The 24901-nt window shown below is 35.1% G+C and carries 23 protein-coding genes and 2 tRNA genes; 12 read left to right on the plus strand and 13 right to left on the minus strand.

The features are described 5' to 3' along the window. Positions 1-9: 9 nt before the first annotated feature. The 3 genes from ACZ47B_RS10535 to ACZ47B_RS10545 are packed head-to-tail and all read left to right on the plus strand — an operon-like array spanning position 10 to position 2089. Entirely contained in the window at positions 10-1014 is a 1005-nt protein-coding gene (locus ACZ47B_RS10535) for an MlaD family protein (RefSeq protein WP_464894489.1), read from the plus strand. Beyond that, on the plus strand, positions 1011-1613 hold the full coding sequence (locus tag ACZ47B_RS10540; protein WP_464894490.1) for an ABC-type transport auxiliary lipoprotein family protein: 603 nt from the start codon (positions 1011-1013) through the stop codon (positions 1611-1613). Before ACZ47B_RS10535 ends, ACZ47B_RS10540 begins: the two co-directional genes overlap by 4 nt. Continuing rightward, entirely contained in the window at positions 1583-2089 is a 507-nt protein-coding gene (locus tag ACZ47B_RS10545; RefSeq protein WP_464894491.1) for a GAF domain-containing protein, read from the plus strand. Before ACZ47B_RS10540 ends, ACZ47B_RS10545 begins: the two co-directional genes overlap by 31 nt. Here the strand turns inward: ACZ47B_RS10545 and murG are convergent. The 3 genes from murG to ACZ47B_RS10560 are packed head-to-tail and all read right to left on the minus strand — an operon-like array spanning position 2070 to position 4827. Beyond that, entirely contained in the window at positions 2070-3095 is a 1026-nt protein-coding gene (murG, locus tag ACZ47B_RS10550; protein ID WP_464894492.1) for an undecaprenyldiphospho-muramoylpentapeptide beta-N-acetylglucosaminyltransferase, read from the minus strand. The two genes, ACZ47B_RS10545 and murG, sit on opposite strands and share 20 nt — an antisense overlap. Beyond that, complete coding sequence (locus tag ACZ47B_RS10555; protein ID WP_464894493.1) at positions 3092-4258, minus strand: peptidoglycan glycosyltransferase FtsW; 1167 nt, start codon at positions 4256-4258, stop codon at positions 3092-3094. The genes murG and ACZ47B_RS10555 overlap by 4 nt, the downstream gene beginning before the upstream one ends. Before the next feature lie 8 nt (positions 4259-4266). Continuing rightward, the gene (locus ACZ47B_RS10560) at positions 4267-4827 is read right to left on the minus strand and encodes a chalcone isomerase family protein (RefSeq protein ID WP_464894494.1); all 561 of its coding nucleotides are present in this window, start codon (positions 4825-4827) and stop codon (positions 4267-4269) included. Between the two features lie 93 nt (positions 4828-4920). Between ACZ47B_RS10560 and flgB the strand changes: the two genes are divergently transcribed. Genes flgB through ACZ47B_RS10580 form a run of 4 tightly spaced genes read left to right on the plus strand, consistent with a single transcriptional unit; the run spans position 4921 to position 7962 of the window. Next, the gene (gene flgB, locus ACZ47B_RS10565) at positions 4921-5349 is read left to right on the plus strand and encodes a flagellar basal body rod protein FlgB (RefSeq protein WP_464894495.1); all 429 of its coding nucleotides are present in this window, start codon (positions 4921-4923) and stop codon (positions 5347-5349) included. Position 5350: 1 nt separating this feature from the next. Then, entirely contained in the window at positions 5351-5845 is a 495-nt protein-coding gene (gene flgC / locus ACZ47B_RS10570) for a flagellar basal body rod protein FlgC (RefSeq protein ID WP_464894496.1), read from the plus strand. Positions 5846-5855: 10 nt separating this feature from the next. Continuing rightward, a complete protein-coding gene (gene fliE, locus ACZ47B_RS10575; protein ID WP_464894497.1) occupies positions 5856-6149 on the plus strand; it encodes a flagellar hook-basal body complex protein FliE in 294 nt (97 codons plus the stop codon). Positions 6150-6195: 46 nt separating this feature from the next. Further along, the gene (locus ACZ47B_RS10580) at positions 6196-7962 is read left to right on the plus strand and encodes a peptidoglycan D,D-transpeptidase FtsI family protein (protein WP_464894498.1); all 1767 of its coding nucleotides are present in this window, start codon (positions 6196-6198) and stop codon (positions 7960-7962) included. A gap of 18 nt (positions 7963-7980) precedes the next feature. Here ACZ47B_RS10580 and ACZ47B_RS10585 read toward each other — a convergent pair whose 3' ends face one another. The 6 genes from ACZ47B_RS10585 to ACZ47B_RS10610 all read right to left on the minus strand — a co-directional run bounded on the left by ACZ47B_RS10585 (position 7981) and on the right by ACZ47B_RS10610 (position 12179). Then, positions 7981-8574 carry a PAS domain-containing protein gene (locus ACZ47B_RS10585; RefSeq protein WP_464894499.1) on the minus strand — a complete coding sequence of 198 codons (594 nt, stop codon included), beginning with the start codon at positions 8572-8574 and terminating at the stop codon, positions 7981-7983. A 64-nt stretch (positions 8575-8638) separates the two neighbouring features. After that, on the minus strand, positions 8639-9586 hold the full coding sequence (hemH, locus tag ACZ47B_RS10590) for a ferrochelatase (RefSeq protein WP_464894500.1): 948 nt from the start codon (positions 9584-9586) through the stop codon (positions 8639-8641). Positions 9587-9589: 3 nt separating this feature from the next. After that, positions 9590-10489: a Gfo/Idh/MocA family protein gene (locus ACZ47B_RS10595; protein ID WP_464894501.1), complete on the minus strand. Its 900-nt coding sequence runs from the start codon at positions 10487-10489 to the stop codon at positions 9590-9592. Next, a complete protein-coding gene (locus tag ACZ47B_RS10600; protein ID WP_464894502.1) occupies positions 10486-11574 on the minus strand; it encodes a DegT/DnrJ/EryC1/StrS family aminotransferase in 1089 nt (362 codons plus the stop codon). The genes ACZ47B_RS10595 and ACZ47B_RS10600 overlap by 4 nt, the downstream gene beginning before the upstream one ends. A gap of 15 nt (positions 11575-11589) precedes the next feature. Then, positions 11590-11666: transfer RNA gene (locus ACZ47B_RS10605), tRNA-Arg, on the minus strand. A gap of 342 nt (positions 11667-12008) precedes the next feature. Next, positions 12009-12179, minus strand: coding sequence for a hypothetical protein (locus tag ACZ47B_RS10610; RefSeq protein ID WP_464894503.1), 171 nt, complete (start codon positions 12177-12179; stop codon positions 12009-12011). Between the two features lie 46 nt (positions 12180-12225). Here ACZ47B_RS10610 and ACZ47B_RS10615 point away from each other — a divergent pair. Then, positions 12226-12302, plus strand: a tRNA-Arg gene (locus tag ACZ47B_RS10615). Here ACZ47B_RS10615 and ACZ47B_RS10620 read toward each other — a convergent pair. From ACZ47B_RS10620 to lhgO, 3 genes are read right to left on the minus strand one after another with little or no spacing between them, the layout of a single operon-like run. Continuing rightward, positions 12261-15071 (minus strand): sensor domain-containing protein, encoded by a 2811-nt coding sequence (locus ACZ47B_RS10620; RefSeq protein ID WP_464895731.1) that lies wholly within the window; start codon positions 15069-15071, stop codon positions 12261-12263. The genes ACZ47B_RS10615 and ACZ47B_RS10620 overlap by 42 nt on opposite strands. Then, complete coding sequence (locus ACZ47B_RS10625) at positions 15071-16471, minus strand: YdgA family protein (RefSeq protein WP_464894504.1); 1401 nt, start codon at positions 16469-16471, stop codon at positions 15071-15073. Before ACZ47B_RS10625 ends, ACZ47B_RS10620 begins: the two co-directional genes overlap by 1 nt. A 26-nt stretch (positions 16472-16497) precedes the next feature. After that, a complete protein-coding gene (gene lhgO, locus ACZ47B_RS10630) occupies positions 16498-17685 on the minus strand; it encodes an L-2-hydroxyglutarate oxidase (protein WP_464894505.1) in 1188 nt (395 codons plus the stop codon). A gap of 80 nt (positions 17686-17765) precedes the next feature. Here lhgO and ACZ47B_RS10635 point away from each other — a divergent pair, with 80 nt between their 5' ends. The 4 genes from ACZ47B_RS10635 to ACZ47B_RS10650 all read left to right on the plus strand — a co-directional run bounded on the left by ACZ47B_RS10635 (position 17766) and on the right by ACZ47B_RS10650 (position 24247). Beyond that, complete coding sequence (locus tag ACZ47B_RS10635; RefSeq protein ID WP_464894506.1) at positions 17766-20450, plus strand: sensor histidine kinase; 2685 nt, start codon at positions 17766-17768, stop codon at positions 20448-20450. Continuing rightward, complete coding sequence (locus ACZ47B_RS10640; protein WP_464894507.1) at positions 20440-21135, plus strand: response regulator transcription factor; 696 nt, start codon at positions 20440-20442, stop codon at positions 21133-21135. Before ACZ47B_RS10635 ends, ACZ47B_RS10640 begins: the two co-directional genes overlap by 11 nt. A gap of 68 nt (positions 21136-21203) precedes the next feature. Beyond that, positions 21204-22223 (plus strand): TAXI family TRAP transporter solute-binding subunit, encoded by a 1020-nt coding sequence (locus ACZ47B_RS10645; RefSeq protein ID WP_464894508.1) that lies wholly within the window; start codon positions 21204-21206, stop codon positions 22221-22223. 65 nt (positions 22224-22288) lie between these two features. Next, positions 22289-24247 carry a TRAP transporter permease gene (locus ACZ47B_RS10650; RefSeq protein ID WP_464894509.1) on the plus strand — a complete coding sequence of 653 codons (1959 nt, stop codon included), beginning with the start codon at positions 22289-22291 and terminating at the stop codon, positions 24245-24247. Positions 24248-24291: 44 nt separating this feature from the next. Here ACZ47B_RS10650 and ACZ47B_RS10655 read toward each other — a convergent pair whose 3' ends face one another. After that, a complete protein-coding gene (locus ACZ47B_RS10655; RefSeq protein ID WP_464894510.1) occupies positions 24292-24867 on the minus strand; it encodes a DJ-1/PfpI family protein in 576 nt (191 codons plus the stop codon). Positions 24868-24901: the final 34 nt, after the last annotated feature.

Raw genomic sequence — 24901 nt, forward strand, 5'->3', positions numbered from 1 at the left:
GGAGAATAGATGGAAAAAAGACTTAGTTATATATTGTTGGGCTCATTTGTACTTTTTTTGGCAACCGCTTTGGCAGCATTTTTGTTTTGGCTGGCAAAATATGGTGATAAAAATGTAGAATATGATTACTATAAGGCTTACTTTACCGAGTCTGTTTCAGGGCTCAGTGCCGAATCCCTTGTCAAATACAGAGGAGTGGAAGTAGGAAGGGTAAAAAAGATATCCATCAGTAAAAATAACAGTGAAGAAGTAGAAGTGCTTCTAGAGATAGAAAAAGATACCCCCATAAAAAAAGATACAGTCGCGGTTTTGGATTCGCAGGGAATTACCGGCTTGAAATATATCGAACTAAAGGGTGGCTCAAACAAATCCCCAAGACTGAGAACCGACAAAAACAATCCTTCAACCATAATGACTAGAAAATCTGTTATCTCCACCATATTTGACAACAGTGAATCCATAACGAGAAAATTGGAAAAAGTTCTTGATAGAACATATATGCTGCTAAATGATAAAAATATGCAAAATATAGCTATCATAACTGACAAACTATCCAGTACCGTTTCGTATATAGACTCCAATAAAAAGAAATTTGTAGAGACTTTGAAAAACATCTCATCCTTAAGAAGTGATATCAAAAAAACTTTGGATAAGATAACTATACAAGTTGATAAGTTCAATACAAAAACAGCCGGTTTTTACGATCACACCGTATCATTTGAAGACAAACTGCTCCCCTCGTTTAAAAAGTTGGGTGACATGAGCGACAAAGCCGCAGCCGCATCGGATAAAACAAAAGAGTTTTTTGCATCTTTGCAGGATAAATTAGATACAGGTAAATTCGATATATCCGATATAGTGGAAAACAATATGGATATATTGAATGAAACATCCTTGTCCATAAAAGATTTATCGATAAAGATAGAGAGTTTGGTAGAATCATTAAAAGAGAGTCCAAGTGATATAGTCTATAAAAGCAGAGATAAAACTTTGGGACCGGGAGAAGAAAAATGAAATATATAAAGATATTGTTTGGAGTTGTAATTCTTTTTGTAGCAAGCGGATGTTCATTGAAAGTGGTACAAAAACCGATTGTCAAATATACCATCACAAACACTACCGATATAAAAAAGAGTGATTTTACAAGCGAAAAGGTTTTGAAGATAGATCATTTCAAATCACTCAAACTGCTACAAAGTAACGAGATATGGTATCAAAAACCCTCCTATGAGATGAACTCTTATGTTTATTCCAGGTGGAGCGGCAACTTTGATGCGCTTGTAGAAAAAAATATTGCCGATACAGTATATAATAGCCATATTTTTAAAAGTGTTTTTGAAGGACACTCCAAGATAAAGGCCGATTTGGTGCTTGAAGGTGACATTTTGCAAGCTTTACAATCTGTAAATGGCAAAGGTAAAGTCATCTTTAAGATCAGATTGTATCTTGTGGATAAAAAGAACAACAAACTGATAGATACGAAAGAGTTCGAGTATATGGAAAAATGTAAAAGTGTAAATGCCAAAGGTGCAGTAAATGCCTACAATCAAATCATACAAAAATTAGATAAAGATGTGGTATCATGGATAAAACAATCAATGAAGAAAAACTGAACAGAATACTCGAGTTGAACAAAAAACTGGCACTTGAAAATGATTTTAATAAAAAGATAAAACTCATTTCAAAATCCATCAAAGAGATACTCAAAGTCGATAGATGTACGATATATCTGCATGACAACGATACCAAAAGTCTGTGGTCGGTATATATAGACGGTATAAGCTATATAGAGATCCCCGATGACATAGGAATCGCCGGAGAAGTTTACAAAACGAAAAAAACCATCATAGTGAACGATGTAGCAAACAGCCCATACTTTAACGAATCAATCGATAAAGAAAGCGGATATCAAACCAAAGCGGTACTGACAGTTCCCATACTTGGATTTGGCGGAAGGGTTTTGGGAGTAATGCAACTTATAAACAAGCTTGACGGAACAGGCAAATTCAGCGAGGAGGATGAGCAAATACTCTCTTATATCATGGCTCACATATGCGCATTTTTAGAAGTTATGATACAGGGGAAGTAGATAGGATATATTCTGCTATCTTTTTGGCTGCATCTTTGTGTATGATATCGGTTAAGTTTGTACTGATACGGCTGAGGTTTATACTCTCTATCAAATTCAGTATTTCATTTGGTTTGATCTCATTTTCTCTAAAAAGATAAGCCAGATTTTTATCTTTTAGGAATTTGGCATTATAGTACTGATGATCACCGGCGGCATATGGATATGGGAAAAAGAGAGTAGGAAGTGCATTTGCACAAAGTTCCCAAAGGGTGCTTGCTCCGCTTCTGCTGATGGCAAGATCGGCTCTACTTAACATCGATGGCATATCCTTGATAAAATCATACAGCTCGACTTCCAACCCCTTTTTTTTATAAAACTCTTTTAACTCCTGATACTCTTTTTTGCCACACTGATGTATGATATTAACACCCTTTTTTAGCAGTGGTTTTGATAACTCTTTTGCCAAATTGTTGATAAAATGAGCCCCTTGCGATCCGCCTAGAAAGATAATGCATCCAAGCTCCTTTCTAAGCCTTTTGGTTTTAAAGAAATTCTCTCTTACGGGATAGTCTTTTATGGGCGATCTTTTGTCATATGAGCTAAAAAAAGCTTTTGCATATGGTAAGAGTTTATTGTTCAGTGCTCCTGTTTTTGCATTTTGTTCATGGATAAACAACTCTTTTTTAAAGATAACGGCTCCAAAAGATGCGGCAGCTGCAGAGTATCCACCAACTGATACTACCTTTTTTATATCATATTTTTTAAAAATTCCATAGCATTTCAAAGAGTGCAAGAGTATATTCGAGAGTGAAATGATCTTACCTATTTTGTTTTGGTTTACAACGCCTTTTGTGTTGAAAAAATACTTTTCTTCAAAACCCTCCTCGTTTTCAAACCAAGCTCTGTCCTGACCGTTGCTTGAGCCTATGAAGACAGGCTTTATACCTTTTTTATTGAACTCCTCTTTTAAAGTTTTAGCGATACTTAGATGACCTCCCGTACCGCCTCCAGTTATTGCTATCATTTAAGATCAGCCTTTTTGCTTATCATCAAAACCATGCCTATACCGATACTAAGAGCCAACATGGAACTTCCTCCGTAGCTTAGAAACGGAACGGCTATACCTTTTATGGGTATCAGTGAAGTTATACCGTAAGCATTCATCAAGAATGAGAAAGTTATCAAAAGACCAATGCCAAGTGCAAAAAGGTAATTTACCTTGTCTTTACTTCTATTGGCGATCTTGAAAGTCCTGTATATGATGGCTATGATACAAAGAGTAACTATGGTGACACCGACAGCCCCTATCTCTTCACTCATTCCGGAGAGTACAAAGTCAGTATGAACTTCGCTTAAAAAACCAAGTTTAAATGTACCGCTTCCTATGCCTGTGCCAAAAAGACCTCCGTGTTTGATAGCGTTTAAGGAGTGTGATATCTGATAAGGCTCGGGTGCGTTTTGGACTCTCAAAGCATTTGCTATCCAGTCAGGGAAAATGGATAAAACCATATCCTGTATGGTCGCCCACCAAGTTTTTATCCTCAGTATCCGGTGAGTAGAAGTGGTGATCGCAAGTGTAGCTACACCTATGGCTCCTAAGATACTCAGCATAAAGAGTTTTGCACTCGTTCCCGCGAAAAAAGCCATGACTGCAAGCGTCAAGGCAAGAACTACAACTTGTCCAAGGTCATTTTGAAGTATTGCTATGAGATAAACCGCCACTAAAAATACACCTATATACGGAAGTATGAGTTTGAATTCCTCTTTCAGTGTTTTTTTGTTTTCATTCAGTTTTCTTGCAAAACTCCAAGCCAAAAAAAATACGAAACCTATCTTGAAAAATTCAACAGGAGCCAAAGAGAAACCCGGAAGCCTTATCCATCTTTTTGCTCCGCCTGCTGCGGTAACATAGCTATCGGGCAAAAAGTGCATGACGCTCATCAAAGTAAGAGATATGAAAAAGATGACAAATCCTATAGGTTGGAAGTATTTGTCAGGATTTAGTCTTGACAAAGACCATATAACGATGATAGAGAGTATGCCTACGGCAAATTGTCTTATAAAAAAATGAAACTCACTATAGCCTTTGTGTAAAAAAATAGTATAAGCCGATAGCGAAAGTGAAAATACAATGCCTACGCTTATAGCAAAAACAGTAAACAAAAAAAGAGGTTTATCGGTATGCACTTATGAACCTACAATCCTAACATTTTCTTTTTTAGGCTCTCTTGAGCCGGTTTGTCACTAAACCATATGGCATAAAGTGACTTTTTAAAATCAAAACTCTTTACAGTGCCTGTTTTTTTGGAGTTTTTATATATGATGACTCCGTTGTCCGGTATATAAACAAAGTCAAACACATCACCTTTGTGTACCTTTGTAGTAAAAGTTGAAAGAAATGTATCAAGAAGTTTTTTATCCACATTGTAACCCAGGCTTTGCATAGCTTTAAAGTCATCACCAAAACCCTCTTTCATTTTTGCACCTGTTACCAAAGATGAAGTTATGATCATCCTTATATCCATCGGGGATTTTCCCTCTATGATCTGTTTTGGATTGTCGCTTTTGTTTTTAAGATACAAAGCTCCGACATATATGTCAAATATAAACTTCGATCTTACTCCCGCACCTTGTAAAGACATAACAGTATCTGCAAACCTGACACTCTCATCGACCTTGATGCCATCTACATCCTTGGCATACAATGATACCGCCAAAGTGATGATCAACAAACAATTTATATATATTTTTCTCACGGTTGTTTTCCTAACTATTTTTGATATTATAACATTTTTTTTAGGAATGATTTTTGCTTAGTTTATATCATATTTTACTTTGAAAGGGAAAAAATGTCTTTTGAGATCAGCAAATCTTATGATCTTATGGCCAAAGCTCTTGACTACCGGGCTTTAAGAGCTGATATGATTTCAAGCAACATTGCCAACATAGATACACCCGGTTACAAATCAAGAGATATATCTTTCGAAGAGGCTTTAAAAGCAAAAGAGGATAAACTTTACTCTGCACAAAGTAACAAACTTGAAATGGCAAAGACAAACAGTATGCATATGAACCATTTGAGTGATGAAGAAAGCCAAAGTGCGGTTTTGTTTTTAAGAGACGGACAAGATGCAAGAAATGACGGTAACACAGTTGATCTAGATGTGGAAACCACGGAACTTGCAAAAAATAAAGTGATGTATGATGCTCTAACGGCAGCATTGAAAAAAGACAGCGCAATTTTCAAAAGCGTTATAGAATACTCTTCAAAGGTATAAGATGGCATTTTTAAGTAGTTTTGATATAAGCGGATATGGACTTTCAGCTCAGAGATTCAGGATAAACCTCATAAGCTCAAATATCGCAAATGCCAATACAACAAGAACTGACGAGGGTGGACCCTACAGAAGAAGAGAGGTCGTATTTAAGGCGGTAAATTTCGATAAGATTTTAAATAAAAAGATAAAAGAGGATTTGGATGCCATGGAGTATGAAAATCCTTTGGATGAACCCGGCTTGAAAGAAAGTGCAAATCCTGCTATAATGAGTGTTAAAGTGGATAAAGTCATAAGGGATGATTCGCCTTTTAAAATGAAGTATGATCCTTCAAATCCGGATGCGGATAAAAACGGATATGTAGCTTATCCAAATGTAAACCCTGTAGTGGAAATGGCCGATCTTATAGAAGCGACAAGGGCTTATCAGGCAAATGTTGCCGCTTTTCAAAGCTCAAAAGCTATGGCCGCAAGTGCTATAGATATCTTAAGAGCATAAAGGAGTTGAAATGAGCAATTCAATCAACAAGATAAACAATATAACCGATAGTATAAAAAACGTCAATGACACTCAAAAAAAAGATGGTGATTTTTCAAAGGTTTTAAAAGAAAGCATAGACGAAGTAAACAAACTTCAAAAAGATGGTGACAAAGCGATGAGCGACATAGCTACCGGCAGTGTCAAAGACCTTCATCAAGCCGCTATCGCCATAGACAAAGCTGAGATCAGTATGAAGCTGATGCTTGAAGTAAGAAACAAAGCACTAAACGCTTACAAGGAACTTTCAAGAACCCAAATGTAATCCCCTTTTTACTCGTATATAATAATCAATTCTGTATAATCTTCCTATGCAAAAAAATTATCAAAAAAATGCCAAGATACCATTTTTATTCATTATCCTTTTGGTTGGATTTATCGTATTTATCGCCGCTATATTTTACTGGGCACAGATAGACAGAAGGCTTCCTAGACTTTACAAGAAAGAGATAGACAGTGCTCTTAGAGGCGGCATTATATCAAAAGAGGGTTACAGTGTAGCCAGAAGTAAAAAACTTTATAAAGCCGTTGTCGATACGAGAAATATAGACCCGAATAAAAAAGAGTTGTTTTTGAGACTTTACTCACTGTATAGTGGAGAGAGCGTAAAAAAGATAAGACGAAGTGTGAAGTCATATTTTGGTACGGTCGTGCTATCTTACAAGATCGATGCCATCTCTGCCCAGCATTTAAGAGAATTGGCAAAAAAGCTTTACAGGCTTGGGGTTTTCATACCTTACGAGGATAAAAAAAGCGGCATTACATTTACGCACGGTTTGGATATAGTAGAAAGTGGTGAATACAGAGTTTATAACTACAAAGATACACTTACTCCAGTTATTGGGTATGTAAGAAAATATGAAAAAAACAGAATTACAAAAGTATACGGTATCAAAGGGCTTGAAAAAAAGTATAACGATATCTTAAATCCGGTTCAAGACGGAAGTATCAAAGGAAGCAAAGATGCTTTGGGCAATATCATCCTAAATGGATACAGCAATGTTACAACAAGGATCGACGGTTCGGATATCCATCTGAATATTTCTTTAAAACTGCAAAAAATCGTTGAAAGTATTTTGGATAATGCCAAGGATGATTTGAAGGCAAAAGAAGTTATAGCCTGCGTGATGGATAGTAAAACCGGTAAGGTATTGATGTTGGCTTCATCAAACAGATACAACCCCTCTTCCATCAAAAAAAGTGAATATCCGAATCTTAGTGTTAAAGCCGTAGAGTTTTCCTATGAGCCTGGATCGGTCATGAAACCTGTCATTTTTTCACTTCTTTTGGAAGAGAATAAAGTAAACCCTTACGATCTTGTAAGGATCTACGGAGGCAAATACAAAATAGGAAGAAAAACCATACGCGATTCTCACAAGTTTGAATGGCTCAGTGCTGAAGATGTAATAGTGCATTCAAGCAATGTCGGTATATCCCAACTTGCCCAAAAACTAAATTATGTCGATTATTATAACGGACTTTTGAAGTTTGGATTTTCCAGACACAGCGGCATAGATCTCCCGTATGAACATACGGGTATAATCCCAAGGATTTATAAATTAAAAAGTGAGATTTACAAAGCCGTAACGGCATACGGATACGGTATAAGAGCAAACTTCATACAGCTTTTAAAAGCTTATAATATTTTCAACAATAACGGAAGAGCGATCTCCCCGAGGATCGTTGAATACTATCAAAATGCCTATGGAAAAAAACAGTCTCTTTTGGTAAAAACTTACAAGCAGGTTATCCCCATAGATATAGCAAAAAGAATGCAAAAGATACTGATAAAAACTGTTGAAAAAGGAACAGGAACAGCTGCGAAGATACCGGGACTCATTATAGGCGGTAAGACCGGGACTGCACATATAGCGCAAAAAGGAAAATATACAGACCTTTACAACAGCTCATTTTTCGGTTTTGCAAATGATTCCAGGCACTCTTATACTATCGGCGTACTTGTTAGAAAACCTACAAAAAAATACTACTATTATGCATCTTTGACCGCGGTACCGGTTTTTAAGAAGATAGTTGAAGAGATGATAGAAGAGGGATATCTTACCCCCTCACAACCCTAAACCATTCTGAGATGCCCTTTATTTGAAGACATTTCCGAAACTTCTTAAAAATCCTCCAAAACCAAATCCCTTTTTAAAGAGCTTTTGAACATACTCGTCATATGTAAGTCTTTTTTTTGCCAAAAACGCATCCAACAGTTCCTTAGAAGCTTTCATCCCGCCTTTTTCTTCAGCTTCCAAAAGTTGTTTATAAACTTGGGATATCTCTTTTAGGGCATGTCTTGGCGCTCTTACTCTAAAAGAGTAATAGCCGATGATTTGACCATTTTTCTTGGCAGGTTCGACTTCAGCCAGTACCCAGTAGAACTTTCCGTCTTTTCTCAAGTTCTTAACGAAAGCAAAAACTTTATCTCCGGCTTTTATACGGTCCCAAAGTACTTTAAAGATGAGTTTTGGCATATCGGGATGTCTTATGATATTGTGATTGACACCTATGAGTTCATCTTTAGTATAAGCACATATCTCGATAAAATAATCATTGGCATATGTAATATATCCCTTAAGATCAGTCCTTGATACTATAAAATCTTTTTTGTTTAGCACTATCTCTTCGTCAATAGGAGCTGGTCTAGGAGGTGCTTGTCTCCTTTTTAAACCGGCATAATAATCCATTTTTTAACCTTTTTATTTTTTATAACATAAGTTAATAACATATTTATAACAGATTATAACGCTTTTAAGCCTTATTGTCAATGTAATAATTATGTATAAACTCTACAAAATCATCATTATTATTTAAACACTCAAAAACTTTATAGTTTTTATACCCCAAACTCTTTGCGATTTTATCATACTCTATATGTAGTTCCTGTGTAGTTTCTGAATTATCCAGTATGAAAGATATAGGATATATGAAAACATTTTTGTTTGTTATGGTTTTTAACTTTTCTTCCAAGGAGGGTCCTATCCACTTGACGGGTCCTAGTTTTGACTGATAGGCTAAATGTATATCGGCAAACTCGATACCCTCATCTTTTAGCATTTGAGATAAAATTTTCACATGCTCTTTCACCTCTTTTTGGTAAGTATCGCCCTTTTCTATGATCTTTTGAGGCAGTGAATGGGCTGAAAATATCAAGTCATATCGTTTGGTATCTATATCTGATGTATCATTTTTTATTTGATTTATGACGGCTTCGTTAAATTTTCTTTCTTTATAAAATCTTTCTGTGAAAATTATCCTGGCTTTTAAATCATGCTCTTTCAATTTTTTCATAAAATCTTCCAAAGAAGACTTGGTAGTAGTAGTCGAGTAATGCGGGTAAAGAGGCAGCAAAAAGATCTCTTTTATATCTTTGGTTTTAAGCTCTTTTATGACATCTTCACTAAAAGGAGGGGTGTATCTCATAGCATAAGATATATATGTCTGCTCATTTTTATCTTGGAGTTTTTGTACCAGTTTTTTTGTATTGTCAACAAGGGGGGATTTGCCTCCTATCTCTTTATAGTTTTCTATAGCCTTATGTTTTCTAAAATTCACTATCATGAACGCTATGAATCTTCTTAAGAGTTTGCTTTTTGCTGTTATGATATTTTCATCATTGAACATATTTTTTAAAAATATTTCTACTTCATTTAGGTTGTTTGGTCCTCCCATATTTAAAAGTATCAAAGCTTTTTGCATATACTACTCTTGATATGAGGAAATTTCCAAAGTTATGATACTGTCTTGGATGCTGCTTAGTCCTGATCTATCACCGGTTTTGAGATATCTTAGAAATGCTTTTAGCTCTCTTACCAAAGGTTCCTCTTTTTTGACAAAGCAGTTTCTTATGACATAAGAGTTGTTTGTTTTGTATTCGGAATATTCTACTAGATCCTGCCCCATCAAATCGGCCTCAAAATATCCTTTTTTCGTAGCGACTTCTATCTTTCTTTTTCTAAAAGGGGTTAGCCAGTTGGTGGTGATGGAAGCGACTATCTCATCTTCGAGTTTGAAAGAAAGGATTGCATTGTCTTCGTGATGAGAGTTTATCTTTTGAGATTTGAAAATGGACTTTTTGACTATCTCACAACCTGTTATAAATCTGATAAGATCTATATCATGTACAGCTAAATCCGTAAGTATGCCCACATCGGCTATCCTAGGCGGGAAAGGTCCTACTCTTGTGATCCCGATACTATATATATCCCTGTCTATCAACTCATGCTTTAGCGCTTCCACGACGGGATTGAATCTCTCTATATATCCTACGCAGGCTTTAAGCCCTTTTTCATTTGCTTTTTCTTCGATAAGAAGGGCGTCTTGGATGTTTGAAGCAACAGGCTTTTCTATAAATATATCTAGACCGTGATCCAAGCATTTTAAAGCAACTTCTTTGTGCAAAAAGGTCGGTACTACTATAAGAGCCGCATCCAAGTCCTCATTTTCAAGCATTTCATCGATATCGGTATAAAAAGGCTCTTCATAGTCTCTTTCCTGAACTATGTCACAAAGTGCTTGTATATGTACTCCGGACAATCCTTTTAGTACTCTGTAGTGGTTCTTTCCCATGGATCCCAAGCCTATAAGAGCTATCTTCTTCATGACAATGCCTTTATGATGATATCCTGGTCGCTTTTCTCAAGATAAGGACTCATAGGCAGACTCATTATCTCGTGTGAAACTTTTTCCGCTATTTTAAAATCCCTCTCTTGGTACCCAAGATATCCAAAACACTCCTGCAAATGTAAAGGCATAGGATAATGTACGGCAGTAGGGATGCCTTGTTTGTTTAAATCTTCTATTGTTTTATCTCTGTTTTTGACTCTTATGGAGTATTGTGCATAAACCGAAGTTCTGTCATTTTTTATATAAGGGGTTATGACATCACTGTTTTGTAAAAGTTTTGTATATCTTGAACCTATCTCCTCTCTTTTTTGTATTTCATCTTGAAAATGTTTTAACTTTACCAAGAGAACGGCAGCTTGAATGGCATCGAGCCTTCCGTTTATACCGATGTATTTATGTTTGTATCTTTCATTTTGACCGTGATTTAAGAGCATCTTTATCTTATGGGCAAGTTTTTCATCATTTGTAAAAACAGCTCCACCATCCCCATAACATCCAAGCGGCTTGGACGGAAAAAAACTGGTACATCCGATATCACTTAAATTGCATGATTTTTTATCTTTATAGTTCGCTCCAAAACTCTGACATCCGTCTTCTATGACTTTTAAGTTATGTTTTTTGGCTATTTGGTTTATCTCATCCATGTCTGCCGGTTGTCCGTACAGGGATACGGGGAGTATAGCTTTTGTTTTGTCGGTTATTTTTTCCTCTATCTTTGTCGGGTCTATATTGTAAGTTTTTTCGTCTATATCCACAAAGACCGGCTTGGCTCCAAGAAATGCAATGACTTCAGCAGTAGCTATGAATGTAAAAGGGGTGGTTATGACTTCATCACCTATTTTTATATCAAGAGCCATCAGTGAAAGAAGTAGAGCATCCGTACCGCTCGAACAGGCAATCGCATGTTTCGCACCGGTAAATTCAGATAGCCCTTTTTCTAGATTTTGTATCTTTTCTCCGCCTATAAACATACAGCTTTCAAGTACATCGCTTATCTCTTTGTTTATCTCCTGCTTGTAGAGACTATACTGCTTTTTTAAGTCGATAAATGGGATTTTCATATATATTCCTTGTAATGGCGCGCCCAAGAGGATTCGAACCTCTGACCTTTTGAACCGCAATCAAATGCTCTATCCAGCTGAGCTATGGGCGCAAATAAAAAAAGATTTTATCCAAATTTTACTAATAAATAGATTATGGCATTTGAATCGAACATGGACAAAAGCCATCCTCTTCAAGCTTATATACCATCCCCAACTAAGGAGTATACATTTTAAACAAACATATTGTGTTATAGTGCGAGGCACATTTTCGAAGTACTAGCCATAGCTAATTCAAGGAAATGTAACGAAGCAATATGATACAATATGTTTGCCTTTGGTAAAAGATAAGCTATCATCTGACTGCGTTAAAAGTTTTTGAATTACCTACAGGTAGTACTGCAAACTTTTGCCTTGCATATGACAGCTTCTCTTTTATTTAAAATATATACTCCTTAGTTGGGGATGGTATTAGCTTCAGCCTCTTTTTTCTTTTTTTCCTGTTCGTATATTTTCATTTTTTTGGTTATTTTGTATTTGGCTAAATTTTTTGTTTTATTTGCATCTTTGATATTTGATGCAAATAAAAAGAGTGAAAAAAGAAACAATAAGATAATTTTGCCCATATATTATCCTTTTATAAACTTATCTTTTGTATAATACCGTCCAAAAGTCCCAATAGCTCAGCAGGATAGAGCACTTGATTCCTAATCAAGAGGCCGCAGGTTCGAATCCTGCTTGGGACACCACTCTTTTAAAAAATTCTCCATATCTTTTGCACTTAGTGGTTTTGAGTAGTAATACCCCTGTATGATATCACAGTTGTTTTGAAACAGATACTTTTGTTGCTCTTTGGTTTCCACTCCTTCAGCTACTGTTTTATAGCCAAGGCTTTTTGCCAAAGATATGATGCTTTTTACGATAACGCATGCATCCTTGTCATGTGGGATGTCATCTATAAAAGATTTGTCGATTTTTAATTCATCTACCGGCAATTGTCTAAGATATGACAAAGACGAGTAACCGGTACCAAAATCATCTATGGATATATCTATGCCAAGTTCTCTTATCTGATCAAGTGCGTCGCTCCAGTGTTTCAAGTCATTCATCAAAACCGATTCGGTTATTTCAAGATCCAGATACGAAGCGTTTAGTTTGCTTTTGTCGATTATTTGCTTGATGGAATTTGTAAAATTTTTATTGTCCAGTTGAACACCGGAAATATTGACTGAGATATTACCTTTGTACAGTCCCAAATCATGCCAGTCTTTCACCTTTTTGCAGGCATTTAACAAAACCCAGTTACCCATAGGGATGATAAGACCTATTTTTTCTGCTATAGGTATGAAATCAGCCGGACTGACACTGCCTTTTTCTGGATTGTTCCATCTAAGCAGTGCTTCAAGACCGACGATTTGTAATGTTTTGGTATCTATCTTTGGTTGATAATATATCTCAAATTCTTCATTTTGTATACTTTTTCTAAGAAGATTTTCTATATGCAACTCTTTTTGTATCTTTTTCCCAAGTTCATGAGAGTAAAAAGAGTATCTGTTTTTTCCACTGTTTTTAGCCAGATACATCGCTGCATCGGCATTTTTTATAAGTTCATCAGGTGTTTGTGCATCATTTGGATATATAGCTATGCCAATGCTGCAACTTATATAAAATGTATAATCATTTGATTGGTAGGGTATTTCTAAAGATTGATTCAATTTATCGGCTATCTTTGCTAAATCCTCACTGTTTTTTATATGCTCCAATGACACTAAAAACTCATCTCCTCCGAATCTGTAAACTATATCTTCTTCACGGAGGGCATCTTGTATCCTTTTTGCGGTTTCTACGAGGACATTGTCTCCTTCTTTGTGACCGTAATTGTCATTGATGGTTTTAAAATTGTCAAGATCTATGAACATGACCGCCATAAGTTCATTTTGCCTTTTTGCACTTTTTATGGAGTGAGAGAGCATACTTGAGAGCACGGTTCTGTTTGGTAGTCCGGTCAATGCATCATGCATAGCCATACTTCTCATCTTGGCTTCATTTTTTTTGATCTCACTTATGTCGGTAAATATGGCTATATATCTCTCGATTTCACCATCTTTGTTTTTTATGGTATTTATACTAAGAAGTTCCGGATATATACCGTCGTCTTTATGCTTGTTCCAAATCTCACCTTTCCAAGAGCCTTTGTGTAGTATCTCATCCCACATATGTTTATAAAATTTTCTTGTATGAACACCTGATTTTAAAATACTTGGATTTTTTCCTATAACATCCTCTTTTTGAAATTTTGTTATGTTGCAAAATGCTTCATTGACAAATTTGATAAGGTTATCTTTATCAGATATCAAAATACCCTCAGAACTGTTTTCTATGACTTTTTTAAAAATTTCCAATGTTTTTTGATACTCTACTTGTTTTGTGATATCTCTTGCTATGTTGTCACTTCCTTGATAATTGCCATTTTCGTCAAACCTGGGAGTAGTGTAAAACTCAAGTATGATATCTTGTCCCCTTTTATTTTTAAATCTTGCAGATACCGCTTTTACGGGTTGATTGTTTTCGATATAAAGTTTTTTTGTATTATTATATATCTCTTTATCTATCCAAAATTCACCGATATTGTGTTCTAATACTTCATTGACTTTATAGCCGAGTATTTTCTCGATAGAAGGTGAAGCTTTTATGATTTTTCCGTCTTTATCCGTTTGGATAAATATATTTATCATATTGTCTATGATGGATTTCCACTCATTCTTGGCTTTTACAAGGTTTTTGTTGATATTGTATTCTGCGGTTTGGTCATCTATAAATATAATTACGAACTCTATCTCATTTTTACTGTTTGTTATGGGTTTTAAAAATATATCAAGATATAACTTTTTTCCTGAAAGAACGGAAGTGTAGTGCCCTCTGAACATAGCTTCCCGATTGGCTAGAGAGAGTTTGATACTTTTTAAAAGTTCTTTGTTCGTCACTCTTTTAAAGATATTGAAATCTACAAGACTCTTTTTGGTGGTACCTAATATATCGGCTGCAGTGCTGTTGACATCTATGATAATCCCATTGGTATTTAAGTATACGATACCGCTGGGAGATTTTTCAAAGATGGTTTTGTAAATTTTTTGGTTTATATCGAATGTATGTTTTAAATTGTAAAATTTACTCATATCCCTCACTATGCCTTCGATACCTATGATGTTTCCTTCGGTATCTTTGACATAGTGTGATTTTGTATAAATTGGGACATGTTTGGAATTTTTGTGTTTTAGCAAAGTCGCTATACCGAAGTAACTTTCATTTTCCTCAATATTACTTAAAAATATATCTCTGTGATCCGGCTCTACATACAGATCCTGCACTTTAGTGCCGATCAATTCTTCTGGCGAATAGCCAAGTATATTTTTTACCGACGGCGATATCTTCTTGAAAATTCCGTCATTATCTACAAAATAGTAAATATCATTTATCTCATTGATAACGTTTAGGTACTCTTTTGTAAAATCTTGCATCAAAATATTCTTTTTTTGTTTATACTTAGCATTTTATTTTTAAAAGTTATCTCAAAAATTATCTTATCACCTTTGATATTTGCTAGTTTTGAAAGTTTGGAGAGTTTTTTCCTTTTATCGAAACTCTGTAACAGATCAAAATCTTTTTTTTGCATTACTATCTTTGAATCGATCATGATATATTGCAGCAAATCTATCATTTTAGGTCTGATTTTGGAAGATAAGTTGTTTTTAGACATGGTAAGTTTTAAATTTATATCCATATTGCCGATTTTGATATCTTTTTTGCCTGATGTTATCATAAGGCCATCAGTGGATAACTTACTGATATCAAACGTAAAACCTGAGCTTAAAAGTTTTAAAACTATCTTTTTGAACTCTTTGTCTCTTTTTAAATTTGTGCTTTTTGACAAGACTTGCTGGAACTGTGTTGATAATTTTTTATCAACTCCGCTCAAAGAGCCGTAATATCTAAAATCTTTCAATTCAAATATGTTGTTTTTATAGAAAGATTTTGTTTGAAATTTTATATCTTTTATCTTATATTTAAAAGAGTAGTTTATCGCATCGTTTTGAGATTTGGATATGGTAGAGAGTGTAAAGTTATCAAGCAATAGAGCATTTTGTCTGTATGCTTTACTGGAAAAATTCAGTTTTTCAAGGTTGCAAAGCATTGTATAGTCATATATATCATTTCTATCTATGTTGCATTTTAAATTTTTAGTTGCAAGCTTGAAGCCTCTATCATTCTTTGTTTGCATACTAAAGCCAAAAGCTTTGTTGTAAGTCGTAAAATCATAACTGTTGTGCTGTAAATCAAACCTTTTTATATCTGATATGTAATCCTTGACATTTAGTGTAACAGTACCTTTTTTAGCATCAAATTGCTGGTCTATATCTTTAAATTTTATCTTTGTCACCTTGCCTAAGGCATTTATATCTATACTTTCGCCAAATCCGAAGTTTGTCAAAAATGTAGATATCTCTTGCAGAAGCAACTCTTTTTTTTGCGCATTTTGTGCTTTTGCAGGAAGTGAAGTAAGATATACCTCTACGGCATTTTCATGGGTTACAGGAAAGTTGAGTATATTTACTTTTATAGTCAGTTCACTTCCGTTTAATGAGGAGAAGATTTTATCTTTTATGGGGGATTTTACATACCCGAAAAGTTGTGAAAAGAATTCCTGATATATTTTTTGAGGATTTGATACTATCGCTTTATAAGTCTGCTCGGTGGTTAAAAAACTGCTTTTATCACTTTGCATGGTTATCAAAAAACCCTTTTGGTTGAGTGAGTTTATCTCTTTTAGAACATTGCTGCTTATATACTGCTTGTATCCAAATGGTATAAATACTACGATAAGGATAAAAAAAGCCAGTATCTTCAATCTTTTATTCATGATTTTTTCCTTTTTTTATTTGTTTGTTATGAGAGATATGTGTCTCTTACCCATCTTGTAAATGGAAATGACGATGTAAAAGCCGGTGAAACCGCATTTAGGATATGTACGGAGTTCTCCTCGCTTTGAACGACAAAATCCTGCACCAATTCCAAAGTATTGACATCAAGAAGTTGAGCTCTAATCCCCGGAGTCGTCCACTCTTTGTATCCGCTTAAATCCATATGGTTTGTCAGTCCTGACGTCAACTTTAAAAGATGAGGCTTGTAGTATTTGCGTATCTCATCATAAGCTAAACTTCTAAACCCGAAAGCGTTGGTAAAAAAAAGTTTCGCTTCATAGTATAGTATATTTATCATCTCTTTAAAGTTAAAGTTATCAAACCCCTTATAATTTTCCCGCCAAAAAGCCGGAATCGCAGTAGGTCCTATCTTTGCGCTGCCGTCAACCGCGTATGTGAAGTGAACCCCAAGAAAAGGGTTTTTTAGATTTGGTACCGGGTAAGCATTGGTTTTTAGATTTGAGACATTTTTTTTATCTTTAAGATATATACCTTTGAAAGGTATGATCGTATACTCTTTGGATAGTCCAAAATCTTTTGCTATCTTATCGGCATAAAGTCCGGCACAATTGATAAGTTTTTTGTATCTTATCTCTCCCCCTGTTGTAAGAATGGAGTTTTGGGATTCTCTTTTTAAATACTTGGTATCGGTATATATGCTGATACCATTTTCTTTCAAATCTTCAGCAATGCTTGAACAAACTTCTTTGGGGTCCACCGTGGCGGTGGTAGGAGACCATAATGCTTTTTGGGTGGTTTTTAGATAAGGATATTTTTTATCTAGTTCTTTTGCTTCCATCCAATGCAGCTCGACACCGTTTATATCTCCCCTTTTTTTTAACTCTTCAAGTCCGCTTACTTCATCTTCATTTTGAGCCAATACGACTTTGCCACACTCATTTATCTTTAAGTTTTTCTTTTTGCAGTATTCATGCATCTCAAAGTTTCCTACTCTTGCAAACTTGGCTTTCAAAGAGTTTGCACTGTAGTAAAATCCTGCATGCAAAACCCCGCTGTTTCTACCTGACGCATGCATAGCTATATCACTCTCTTTTTCTATAATGGCTATGCGTGCATTATCATGAGTTTCCAAAAGAGCTTTTGCCATGCTAAGACCGATGATACCGCCCCCGATAATTACAAAATCATACATTTTACTTCTTTTGATTTTTTTTGTTGCAAAATAATTTAATATTATACAATTATTGTTTAAAAATATGATAAAATCATATTATGCTAAAAAGAAAACTATATAACCTGGAAAATATTGAAAAAGTTATAACCTATATACCTACTATATTTCTTCTGACACTTGGTACTTTGATACTTATAGTATCTTATATGCTTATCAACACCAAGCAGAAAAAAGAGATAGAGTCCATCAAAGAGAGAGCTATCATAAGATATGAATTTTTAGAAAAAGAGAAATTATATAATTTTGTAGGAGATATAAGAAAAGGTTTTGCAACAGACATAACAAAAGCCAAGACCAACCTTCAAAAAGTTGTTTATAAATCCAGCGGATATATACAAAGGCTTGGACTTGAGGGGAAAGAGTTCAATCAAATCATAAAATATCTCGAAAATATCGAAAAAAGAAAAAATATAACATTTGCACTTTTTAGGGGCGATAGTTTGGATATATATAAAGGAAGGAGCCTTATAGAATATCTAAGGGAGTTGATATTTGGTGAAAAAGATGCCAAAAAATATGACAGACTTGTTTTGAAATATATATACTCACAAGGAAGTGATAACTTTCAGTACTGGATAGATGATGTCAAAAAAACAGTAAGAGTCAGTTTTTTTGACAAGATTTACATCCAAAACCAATTCTTTTTTATCGGTGCTTTTTCTACCATAAACAACTTGCGTGATATTACAAAAAATATCATTATATCCGGTATAAAAAACAGTGGTAAAGATTATATATGGTTTTATGACATTATAGATAAAGAGGTTTACAATTTCTTTGGACATAGAAAATTCTATAAAGTCCCAAAGATACATACAACTGCTTTGGATGATATGAAATTTAAAATTCTTGATTACTATAAAAAACATGAAAATGAAAATGAAAAGTTTAAAAACAGAGTCTTTTTAATGGATAAATTTAAATTCGTTATCGCCATAGAATATAATAAAAAAGATGCATTCATACAGAAAAAAGATGAGATAAAACATATAAAAGATTATTACCGATCGATGTTTTATAAAATTGCTGCTACGGTTTTATTTATCTTGATGATACTGATCATTTCATCCGTTTTGTTTGCGAGATTCGTAAAAGATGTATTTGCAAGATACAATAGAAGACTAACTTTAAGAAAAGAGTCCTTGCAACATTGGAAAAAACGCTTCGAGCTTGCTATCATAGCCTCAAATGACGGTATGTGGGATATAGACTTTATAAAAAACAGTATCTACTTTTCAAAAAAATGGCTTGAGATATCTGGATATGAGAGAAATGATATCAAGTCGTTTGGTGACTGGTTCGCACTTATCCACAAAGATGACAAAGACATTGTTCAAATGCAGTTTGATGAGATACTTGAAGGAAGAAGAGAGCACCTCATATGCGAATACAGACTTAAAACCAAGAACAGCGGATACAAGTGGATATTGGCTCGCGGTAAGATTTTTGTAAGTGAGGAAAAAGAGTATAAAAGAATGCTTATGATGAGTATGGATATAGATAAAACAAAAAGGCTTTCAAAAGAGTTACTCAATGTAGAATTGCTGGTTGAAGATGGAAGGATAATCATATTTAAATGGAGAAACGATGAAAACTTAAGTGTAGAATTTGTCTCCAACAGTATAAAAAGTTACGGATATTTCAAAGGAAGTTTTGAGATAGGAAAATTGACCTACATGGATATAGTTTATAAAAAGGATAGAGAATCTTTGAAAAATGAGATAAATTATGCCATAAAAACATCTCAAAAAAGTTTCAGTAAGATTTACAGGATAGTGGATAATGCCGGGAAAATCAAATGGATATATTCCAGAGTTTTGCTTTTGAAAGATGATTTTGGAGAAGTGGAAGGTTTTTACGGATATATATATGATATAACACGATTAAAAAGCGTGCAGGAAGAGTTGAAAACGAGAGTCAAAGAAGAGATAGAAAAAAACAGACAAAAAGATGCATTTATCATTCAGCAAAACAAACTTGCTTCTATGGGAGGGATGCTTGGAAGCATATCTCACCAGTGGAGGCAACCGCTTAACAATGTTCAACTCATTCTTCATTTTATAAGGGACAATTGCGGTAAAAAAGGTTTTACAAAAGATATACTGCAAGATTATATCAATAGAGCCAAAACTCAGATAGAGTATATGTCTCAAACCATTGACGATTTTAGAAATTTCTACAAACCTTCAAAAAGCAAAAATCGTTTTGTTTTGGAGGATTCCATAAGAACCACTCTAAAGATAGTAGAAGATCAGTTTTATAACAATGATATAAAGATAGACTTTTTTTCAAAAGAAAAAATCATACTAAACACTTATGAAAACGAGTTGAAGCAGAGTATTTTAAATATCTTGAACAATGCAAAAGATGCAATCCTCCAAAGAAGAGAAAAAGAGAACTTTGATGCCATTATAAAAATAGTCGCAAAAAAAGTTGCAGGCAAAGACATAAAAGATGATATGAAAGATTTTGATAGTAAGAAAAATTTTGCTATCATATCTATACAAAACAATGGCGGCAATATAGACAGTGATATAATAGAGAGGATATTTGAGCCTTATTTTACAACAAAGTTTGAAACACAAGGGACCGGAATCGGTCTTTATATGTCAAAAGTTATCATAGAAAAAAATTTAAAAGGCAAGATCAGTGTTAAAAATATTCCAAATGGAGTACTTTTTGAATTGATCATACCTATCGAGGAGATAAAAAATGAGTTATAAAACAAGAGTTCTCTTAGCCGAAGATGAAAAAGATGCCAGAGATATTTTGACATTTTATCTCAATAACCTTTTTGATATCGTGGATGTTGTAAAAAATGGGGAAGAGGGATATAAACTGTATAAAAGAACCTTATCCAAGGGGGATTCGTATGACTTGGTCATAACCGATATCAAGATGCCAAAAGTTGACGGGCTTTCCATGGTAGAGGAGATGACAAAACTCAATAAAAACCAAAAGTATATCATAGTTTCAGCTTATAAAGATGAAGAGTATCTTTTTAGAGCCATAGGGCTTAATATAGCAGGTTACTTTGTAAAGCCGTTGGATATAGATAAAATGATGGAGCTTCTTAAAAAGATAAAAGAAGATATGCTAAAAGATAGAGGCAGCAATAGTTTTATAAAATTAAACGATACTTACAGATATGATAAAGACAGCCGCTCACTCTACAGAAATGATGAAAACATAAGGTTTTCCAAAAAAGAGTCGTTACTTATCGAAACACTTATAAAAAATATCGATAAAATTGTTGATAATGAAGTTTTAAAAAAATCGGTCTGGGGAGATAAGGAAGTTTCGGATTCAACCTTGAGAACTACGATGAAAAGGGTGAAAGATAAGATAAAGGACAATGATTTTATCATTTCAAGAAAGGGACTAGGTTATCTAATAGAGAAAAAATAGAATTTTTTTAAAACAATTTTGAGATTTTTATGCTATAATTTTTCTACAAAATACAAAAAGGAGAAAATATGCATAAAGTTTCATTTTTTAAAAAGCTTTTGCTTACATCGGTGGTAGCTTCATCACTTGTAATAGGAGCAAATGCCGGAAAAAAAGAGCAAAAGTTCATCATCGCAACTGCTAGTACCGGTGGTACTTATTATCCGGTTGGAGTTGGTATCGCTACGATTGCAAGTTTAAAGCTTGCCAAAAAATATAAGACTACTTTTTCAGCCATAACAAGTGCCGGAAGCGGTGAAAATGTCGATATGCTTGACAAAGGTGAAGTAAACTTTGGAATACTTCAAGGACTTTTCGGCTCTATGGCATGGCAGGGAAAAGGTAAGTATGAAGGACATCCTAGAAAAAACCTAAGAAGCATAACAATGCTTTGGCAAAATGTTGAACACTTTGTCGTTTATAACAAATATGCTCCTACAGGCAATATTATGGATCTTAAAAATCTTTATGGAAGACCTTTTTCCATAGGCAAAAGAAACTCAGGAACCAGGGTTTCAGGCCAAACTATCATGAAAACTTTGGGAATCGACTATAACAAGATGGATTTGCAATATCTTGGTTATACTCCAAGTGCCAAAGCTTTGCAAAACAGAAAGATCGACGGTATGAATATCCCTGCAGGTCCTCCTGCGAGTGCCGTTACAAATGCCTTTGCTACAATCGGTGCGGATAAGATAAAAATTCTTGAATTCAGTGATGCCAATATCAAAAAAATACAAGCTGCATATCCTGTCTGGACAAGATATATCATCAAATCCGGAACTTATCCAGGTCTTAAAAAAGATGTATATACCATAGCTCAGCCAAATTTACTTGTATGTTCAAAAGATACCCCTGAAGAAGTTGTATATCTTTTGACAAAAACCATATATGAAAATTTGCCGTTTTTGCACAGTGTACATAAAGCCACACTCGCTATGAGCCTTCAAAAAGCCATAGATGGTCTTCCTATGCCGTTGCATCCTGGAGCCGCAAAATTTTACAGGGAAAAAGGCATCAAGATACCTGACAGATTGATCGCAAAATAATCCGCATTTCTTGTATATAGGAGCTGCCTTAGGCAGCTCCTCATCTTCTTCTTAAGGATAGTTTTATGGGAATTTCAAAAGAAAAAATCAAACCTTTTTTAACCTTTTATGCTATGGGTATAGCTGTTTTTCATTTTTATATCAATATCATAGGGGGTATAAGTGATCTGTGGTTCAATGCTGCACACTTTTCATTTCTAGCTTCACTCGGATTTTTAACTTACAGGGCTTCAAAATACTCGAATAAGGAAACCATATCATATTTTGATATCTTTTTATCCATCATAGCGCTGATACCGTTTTTTTACTTGGTCGGTTTTGAAGAGTCATTATATGCCGTAGCAAATGGCAATATGAGACCGTTAGATTTGGTTGTTTCAGCTCTGTCCATACTTTTAGCCATTGAAATAGTAAGAAGAACGACCGGATGGATAGTGCCCGGGATGATGATATTTGCTATAGCTTATGTACTCTTTCTTGGAAAGTACATAGAAGGAGTATTCGGTTTTGCGGGTATGACGGTGACCAGGTTTCTTTATAGGATGTATTTCACAAGTGAAGGGCTTTTTGGTTTTATAGCAAATATATCAGCTACTTATGTATTTATGTTCATGCTGTTTGCCGCTTTTTTGATGAAAAGCGGGGCAGGGGATTTTATAGTAGATCTTTCAAAGTCCGTAACTTCCAGATTTAGAGGTGGTGCGGGGCATGTTGCGGTCTTTAGTTCCGCTCTTATGGGAACCATATCAGGTTCAGCCGTGGCAAATACAGTCTCAACCGGAACCATAACCATACCGATGATGATAAAAAACGGCTTCAAACCCATCTTTGCCGCTGCAGTTGAAACTGCTGCAAGTACCGGAGGACAAATCATGCCTCCTATCATGGGTGCCGGAGTTTTTATAATGGCACAAATGACTCATATATCCTTTGCTACCATTATAGCCGTTTCTGTACTTCCGGCGATTTTATACTTTGCTTCTATATCGTTTTATATACATATTCATGCCAAAAAACACGGTATCGAAGCAACCGGAGAAAAAGTTGAAGTTTTGCCTACTTTGAGAGAGGGGTTTCATTTTTTTATACCGCTTGCAACTTTGATAGGGCTTTTGGTTTACGGTTTTACACCCACTTATGCAGCCGGTATATCCATAGTCGTTATAGTCTTATCTTCATATCTTACCAAAAATAAAAAAATGAGTCTAAAAGATATCGTAGAAGCTTTAGCTCTTGGTACCCAAAATATGATAGTAACCGGCGTTTTGCTTGTTTCTATAGGTGTTGTGGTAGGGATTATAAATATATCTGGAATCGGGGTGACATTTTCCCAGCTTATCATGGAGTGGTCAAACGGTCAGCTTCTTTTGGCTCTGGTGCTTGTTGCCATAGCTTCTTTATTTCTTGGTATGGGACTTCCCGTAACTGCTTCATATATAGTCTTGGCAGTCCTTTCAGCTCCCGCTCTTCTTGGGCTTATGTTAAGTCCGGAAATGGCAGCACTTGTAAGTGCCGGAGTCACACCTCCTGAAGTTACCATGTATCTTTTGGCAGCACATCTTATCATATTTTGGCTCTCTCAAGACTCAAACCTAACCCCACCTGTTTGCTTGGCGGCATTCGCAGCAGCCGGTATCGCAAAGACTCCACCTATGAGAACGGGACTAGAAGCTTGGAAACTTGGAAAAGGTTTATATATCATGCCTTTACTTTTTGCATTTTCCAACCTGATTGCAGGAGAGTGGATAGATAGATTTGAAGTTTTCTTTTTTGCAATTCCCGGAATCCTCTCTTTTGCTATTTTTGTAGAGGGTTACTGGAACGGTAAATTGAAAATTTATGAAAGATTGATATTTGTCGCAACCACTCTTTTACTTCTTTTTCCGGATAAAGTTTTCGGATATAAAAGTATCATACCTCATATCCAAGATTCGCACATAGTGGGATTATTGATATTCGCAGTAATGCTATTTATACACAATAAAAGAGTTGCAAAAGCTATACCACAAGTACAAAATATTTGAGATTTTACTTTAAGGATACCTTTTTTAGGTATCCTTAAATGTTTTTACAGGCTTATTTTGGTGCCCAATAGTTTTAAAAATTGTGATATCCATGCAGGATGCGCCGGCCATGCGGGAGCAGTGACCAGGTTGCCATCAGTATAAGCATCTGTTATCTCTATATTTTGATACTCTCCACCTGCTTCTCTTACTTCGGGTGCACATGCCGGATACGCAGAGCATCTTTTGCCTTTGAGCAGATCCGCTGCTGCAAGAAGTTGAGCCCCGTGACAAATGGCTGCTATAGGTTTATCGTTATTTGCAAAATGTTTTACCAATTCCAAAACTTTTTCATTGAGTCTTAGATACTCCGGAGCTCTGCCGCCTGGTATGACCAATGCGTCAAAATCGTTTGCATTGATTTCATCAAAAGTGGCATTTAGCGTAAAGTTGTGTCCAGGTTTTTCAGTATATGTTTGATCGCCTTCAAAATCATGTACGGCAGTTCTTACAAAATCTCCGGCTTTTTTATCCGGACATACCGCGTAGACTTCATGCCCGACAGCCGCAACAGCTTGAAAAGGCACCATTATCTCATAATCCTCTACGAAATCACCTACTATAAAAAGTACTTTTGCCATATCTAACTCCTTTGTTAAAAAATTGTTTACAATA

It is taken from the genome of Thiofractor thiocamini (assembly GCF_055384375.1).

Excerpts from the sequence above, each read along its gene's own strand:
- ACZ47B_RS10535 (WP_464894489.1), top strand. The coding sequence starts at position 10 with ATGGAAAAAAGACTTAGTTATATATTGTTGGGCTCATTTGTACTTTTT.
- ACZ47B_RS10540 (WP_464894490.1), top strand. The coding sequence starts at position 1,011 with ATGAAATATATAAAGATATTGTTTGGAGTTGTAATTCTTTTTGTAGCA.
- ACZ47B_RS10545 (WP_464894491.1), top strand. The coding sequence starts at position 1,583 with ATGGATAAAACAATCAATGAAGAAAAACTGAACAGAATACTCGAGTTG.
- murG (WP_464894492.1), bottom strand. The coding sequence starts at position 3,095 with ATGATAGCAATAACTGGAGGCGGTACGGGAGGTCATCTAAGTATCGCT.
- flgB (WP_464894495.1), top strand. The coding sequence starts at position 4,921 with ATGTCTTTTGAGATCAGCAAATCTTATGATCTTATGGCCAAAGCTCTT.
- flgC (WP_464894496.1), top strand. The coding sequence starts at position 5,351 with ATGGCATTTTTAAGTAGTTTTGATATAAGCGGATATGGACTTTCAGCT.
- fliE (WP_464894497.1), top strand. The coding sequence starts at position 5,856 with ATGAGCAATTCAATCAACAAGATAAACAATATAACCGATAGTATAAAA.
- ACZ47B_RS10580 (WP_464894498.1), top strand. The coding sequence starts at position 6,196 with ATGCAAAAAAATTATCAAAAAAATGCCAAGATACCATTTTTATTCATT.
- ACZ47B_RS10585 (WP_464894499.1), bottom strand. The coding sequence starts at position 8,574 with ATGGATTATTATGCCGGTTTAAAAAGGAGACAAGCACCTCCTAGACCA.
- hemH (WP_464894500.1), bottom strand. The coding sequence starts at position 9,586 with ATGCAAAAAGCTTTGATACTTTTAAATATGGGAGGACCAAACAACCTA.
- ACZ47B_RS10595 (WP_464894501.1), bottom strand. The coding sequence starts at position 10,489 with ATGAAGAAGATAGCTCTTATAGGCTTGGGATCCATGGGAAAGAACCAC.
- ACZ47B_RS10600 (WP_464894502.1), bottom strand. The coding sequence starts at position 11,574 with ATGAAAATCCCATTTATCGACTTAAAAAAGCAGTATAGTCTCTACAAG.
- ACZ47B_RS10610 (WP_464894503.1), bottom strand. The coding sequence starts at position 12,179 with ATGGGCAAAATTATCTTATTGTTTCTTTTTTCACTCTTTTTATTTGCA.
- ACZ47B_RS10620 (WP_464895731.1), bottom strand. The coding sequence starts at position 15,071 with ATGCAAGATTTTACAAAAGAGTACCTAAACGTTATCAATGAGATAAAT.
- ACZ47B_RS10625 (WP_464894504.1), bottom strand. The coding sequence starts at position 16,471 with ATGAATAAAAGATTGAAGATACTGGCTTTTTTTATCCTTATCGTAGTA.
- lhgO (WP_464894505.1), bottom strand. The coding sequence starts at position 17,685 with ATGTATGATTTTGTAATTATCGGGGGCGGTATCATCGGTCTTAGCATG.
- ACZ47B_RS10635 (WP_464894506.1), top strand. The coding sequence starts at position 17,766 with ATGCTAAAAAGAAAACTATATAACCTGGAAAATATTGAAAAAGTTATA.
- ACZ47B_RS10640 (WP_464894507.1), top strand. The coding sequence starts at position 20,440 with ATGAGTTATAAAACAAGAGTTCTCTTAGCCGAAGATGAAAAAGATGCC.
- ACZ47B_RS10645 (WP_464894508.1), top strand. The coding sequence starts at position 21,204 with ATGCATAAAGTTTCATTTTTTAAAAAGCTTTTGCTTACATCGGTGGTA.
- ACZ47B_RS10650 (WP_464894509.1), top strand. The coding sequence starts at position 22,289 with ATGGGAATTTCAAAAGAAAAAATCAAACCTTTTTTAACCTTTTATGCT.
- ACZ47B_RS10655 (WP_464894510.1), bottom strand. The coding sequence starts at position 24,867 with ATGGCAAAAGTACTTTTTATAGTAGGTGATTTCGTAGAGGATTATGAG.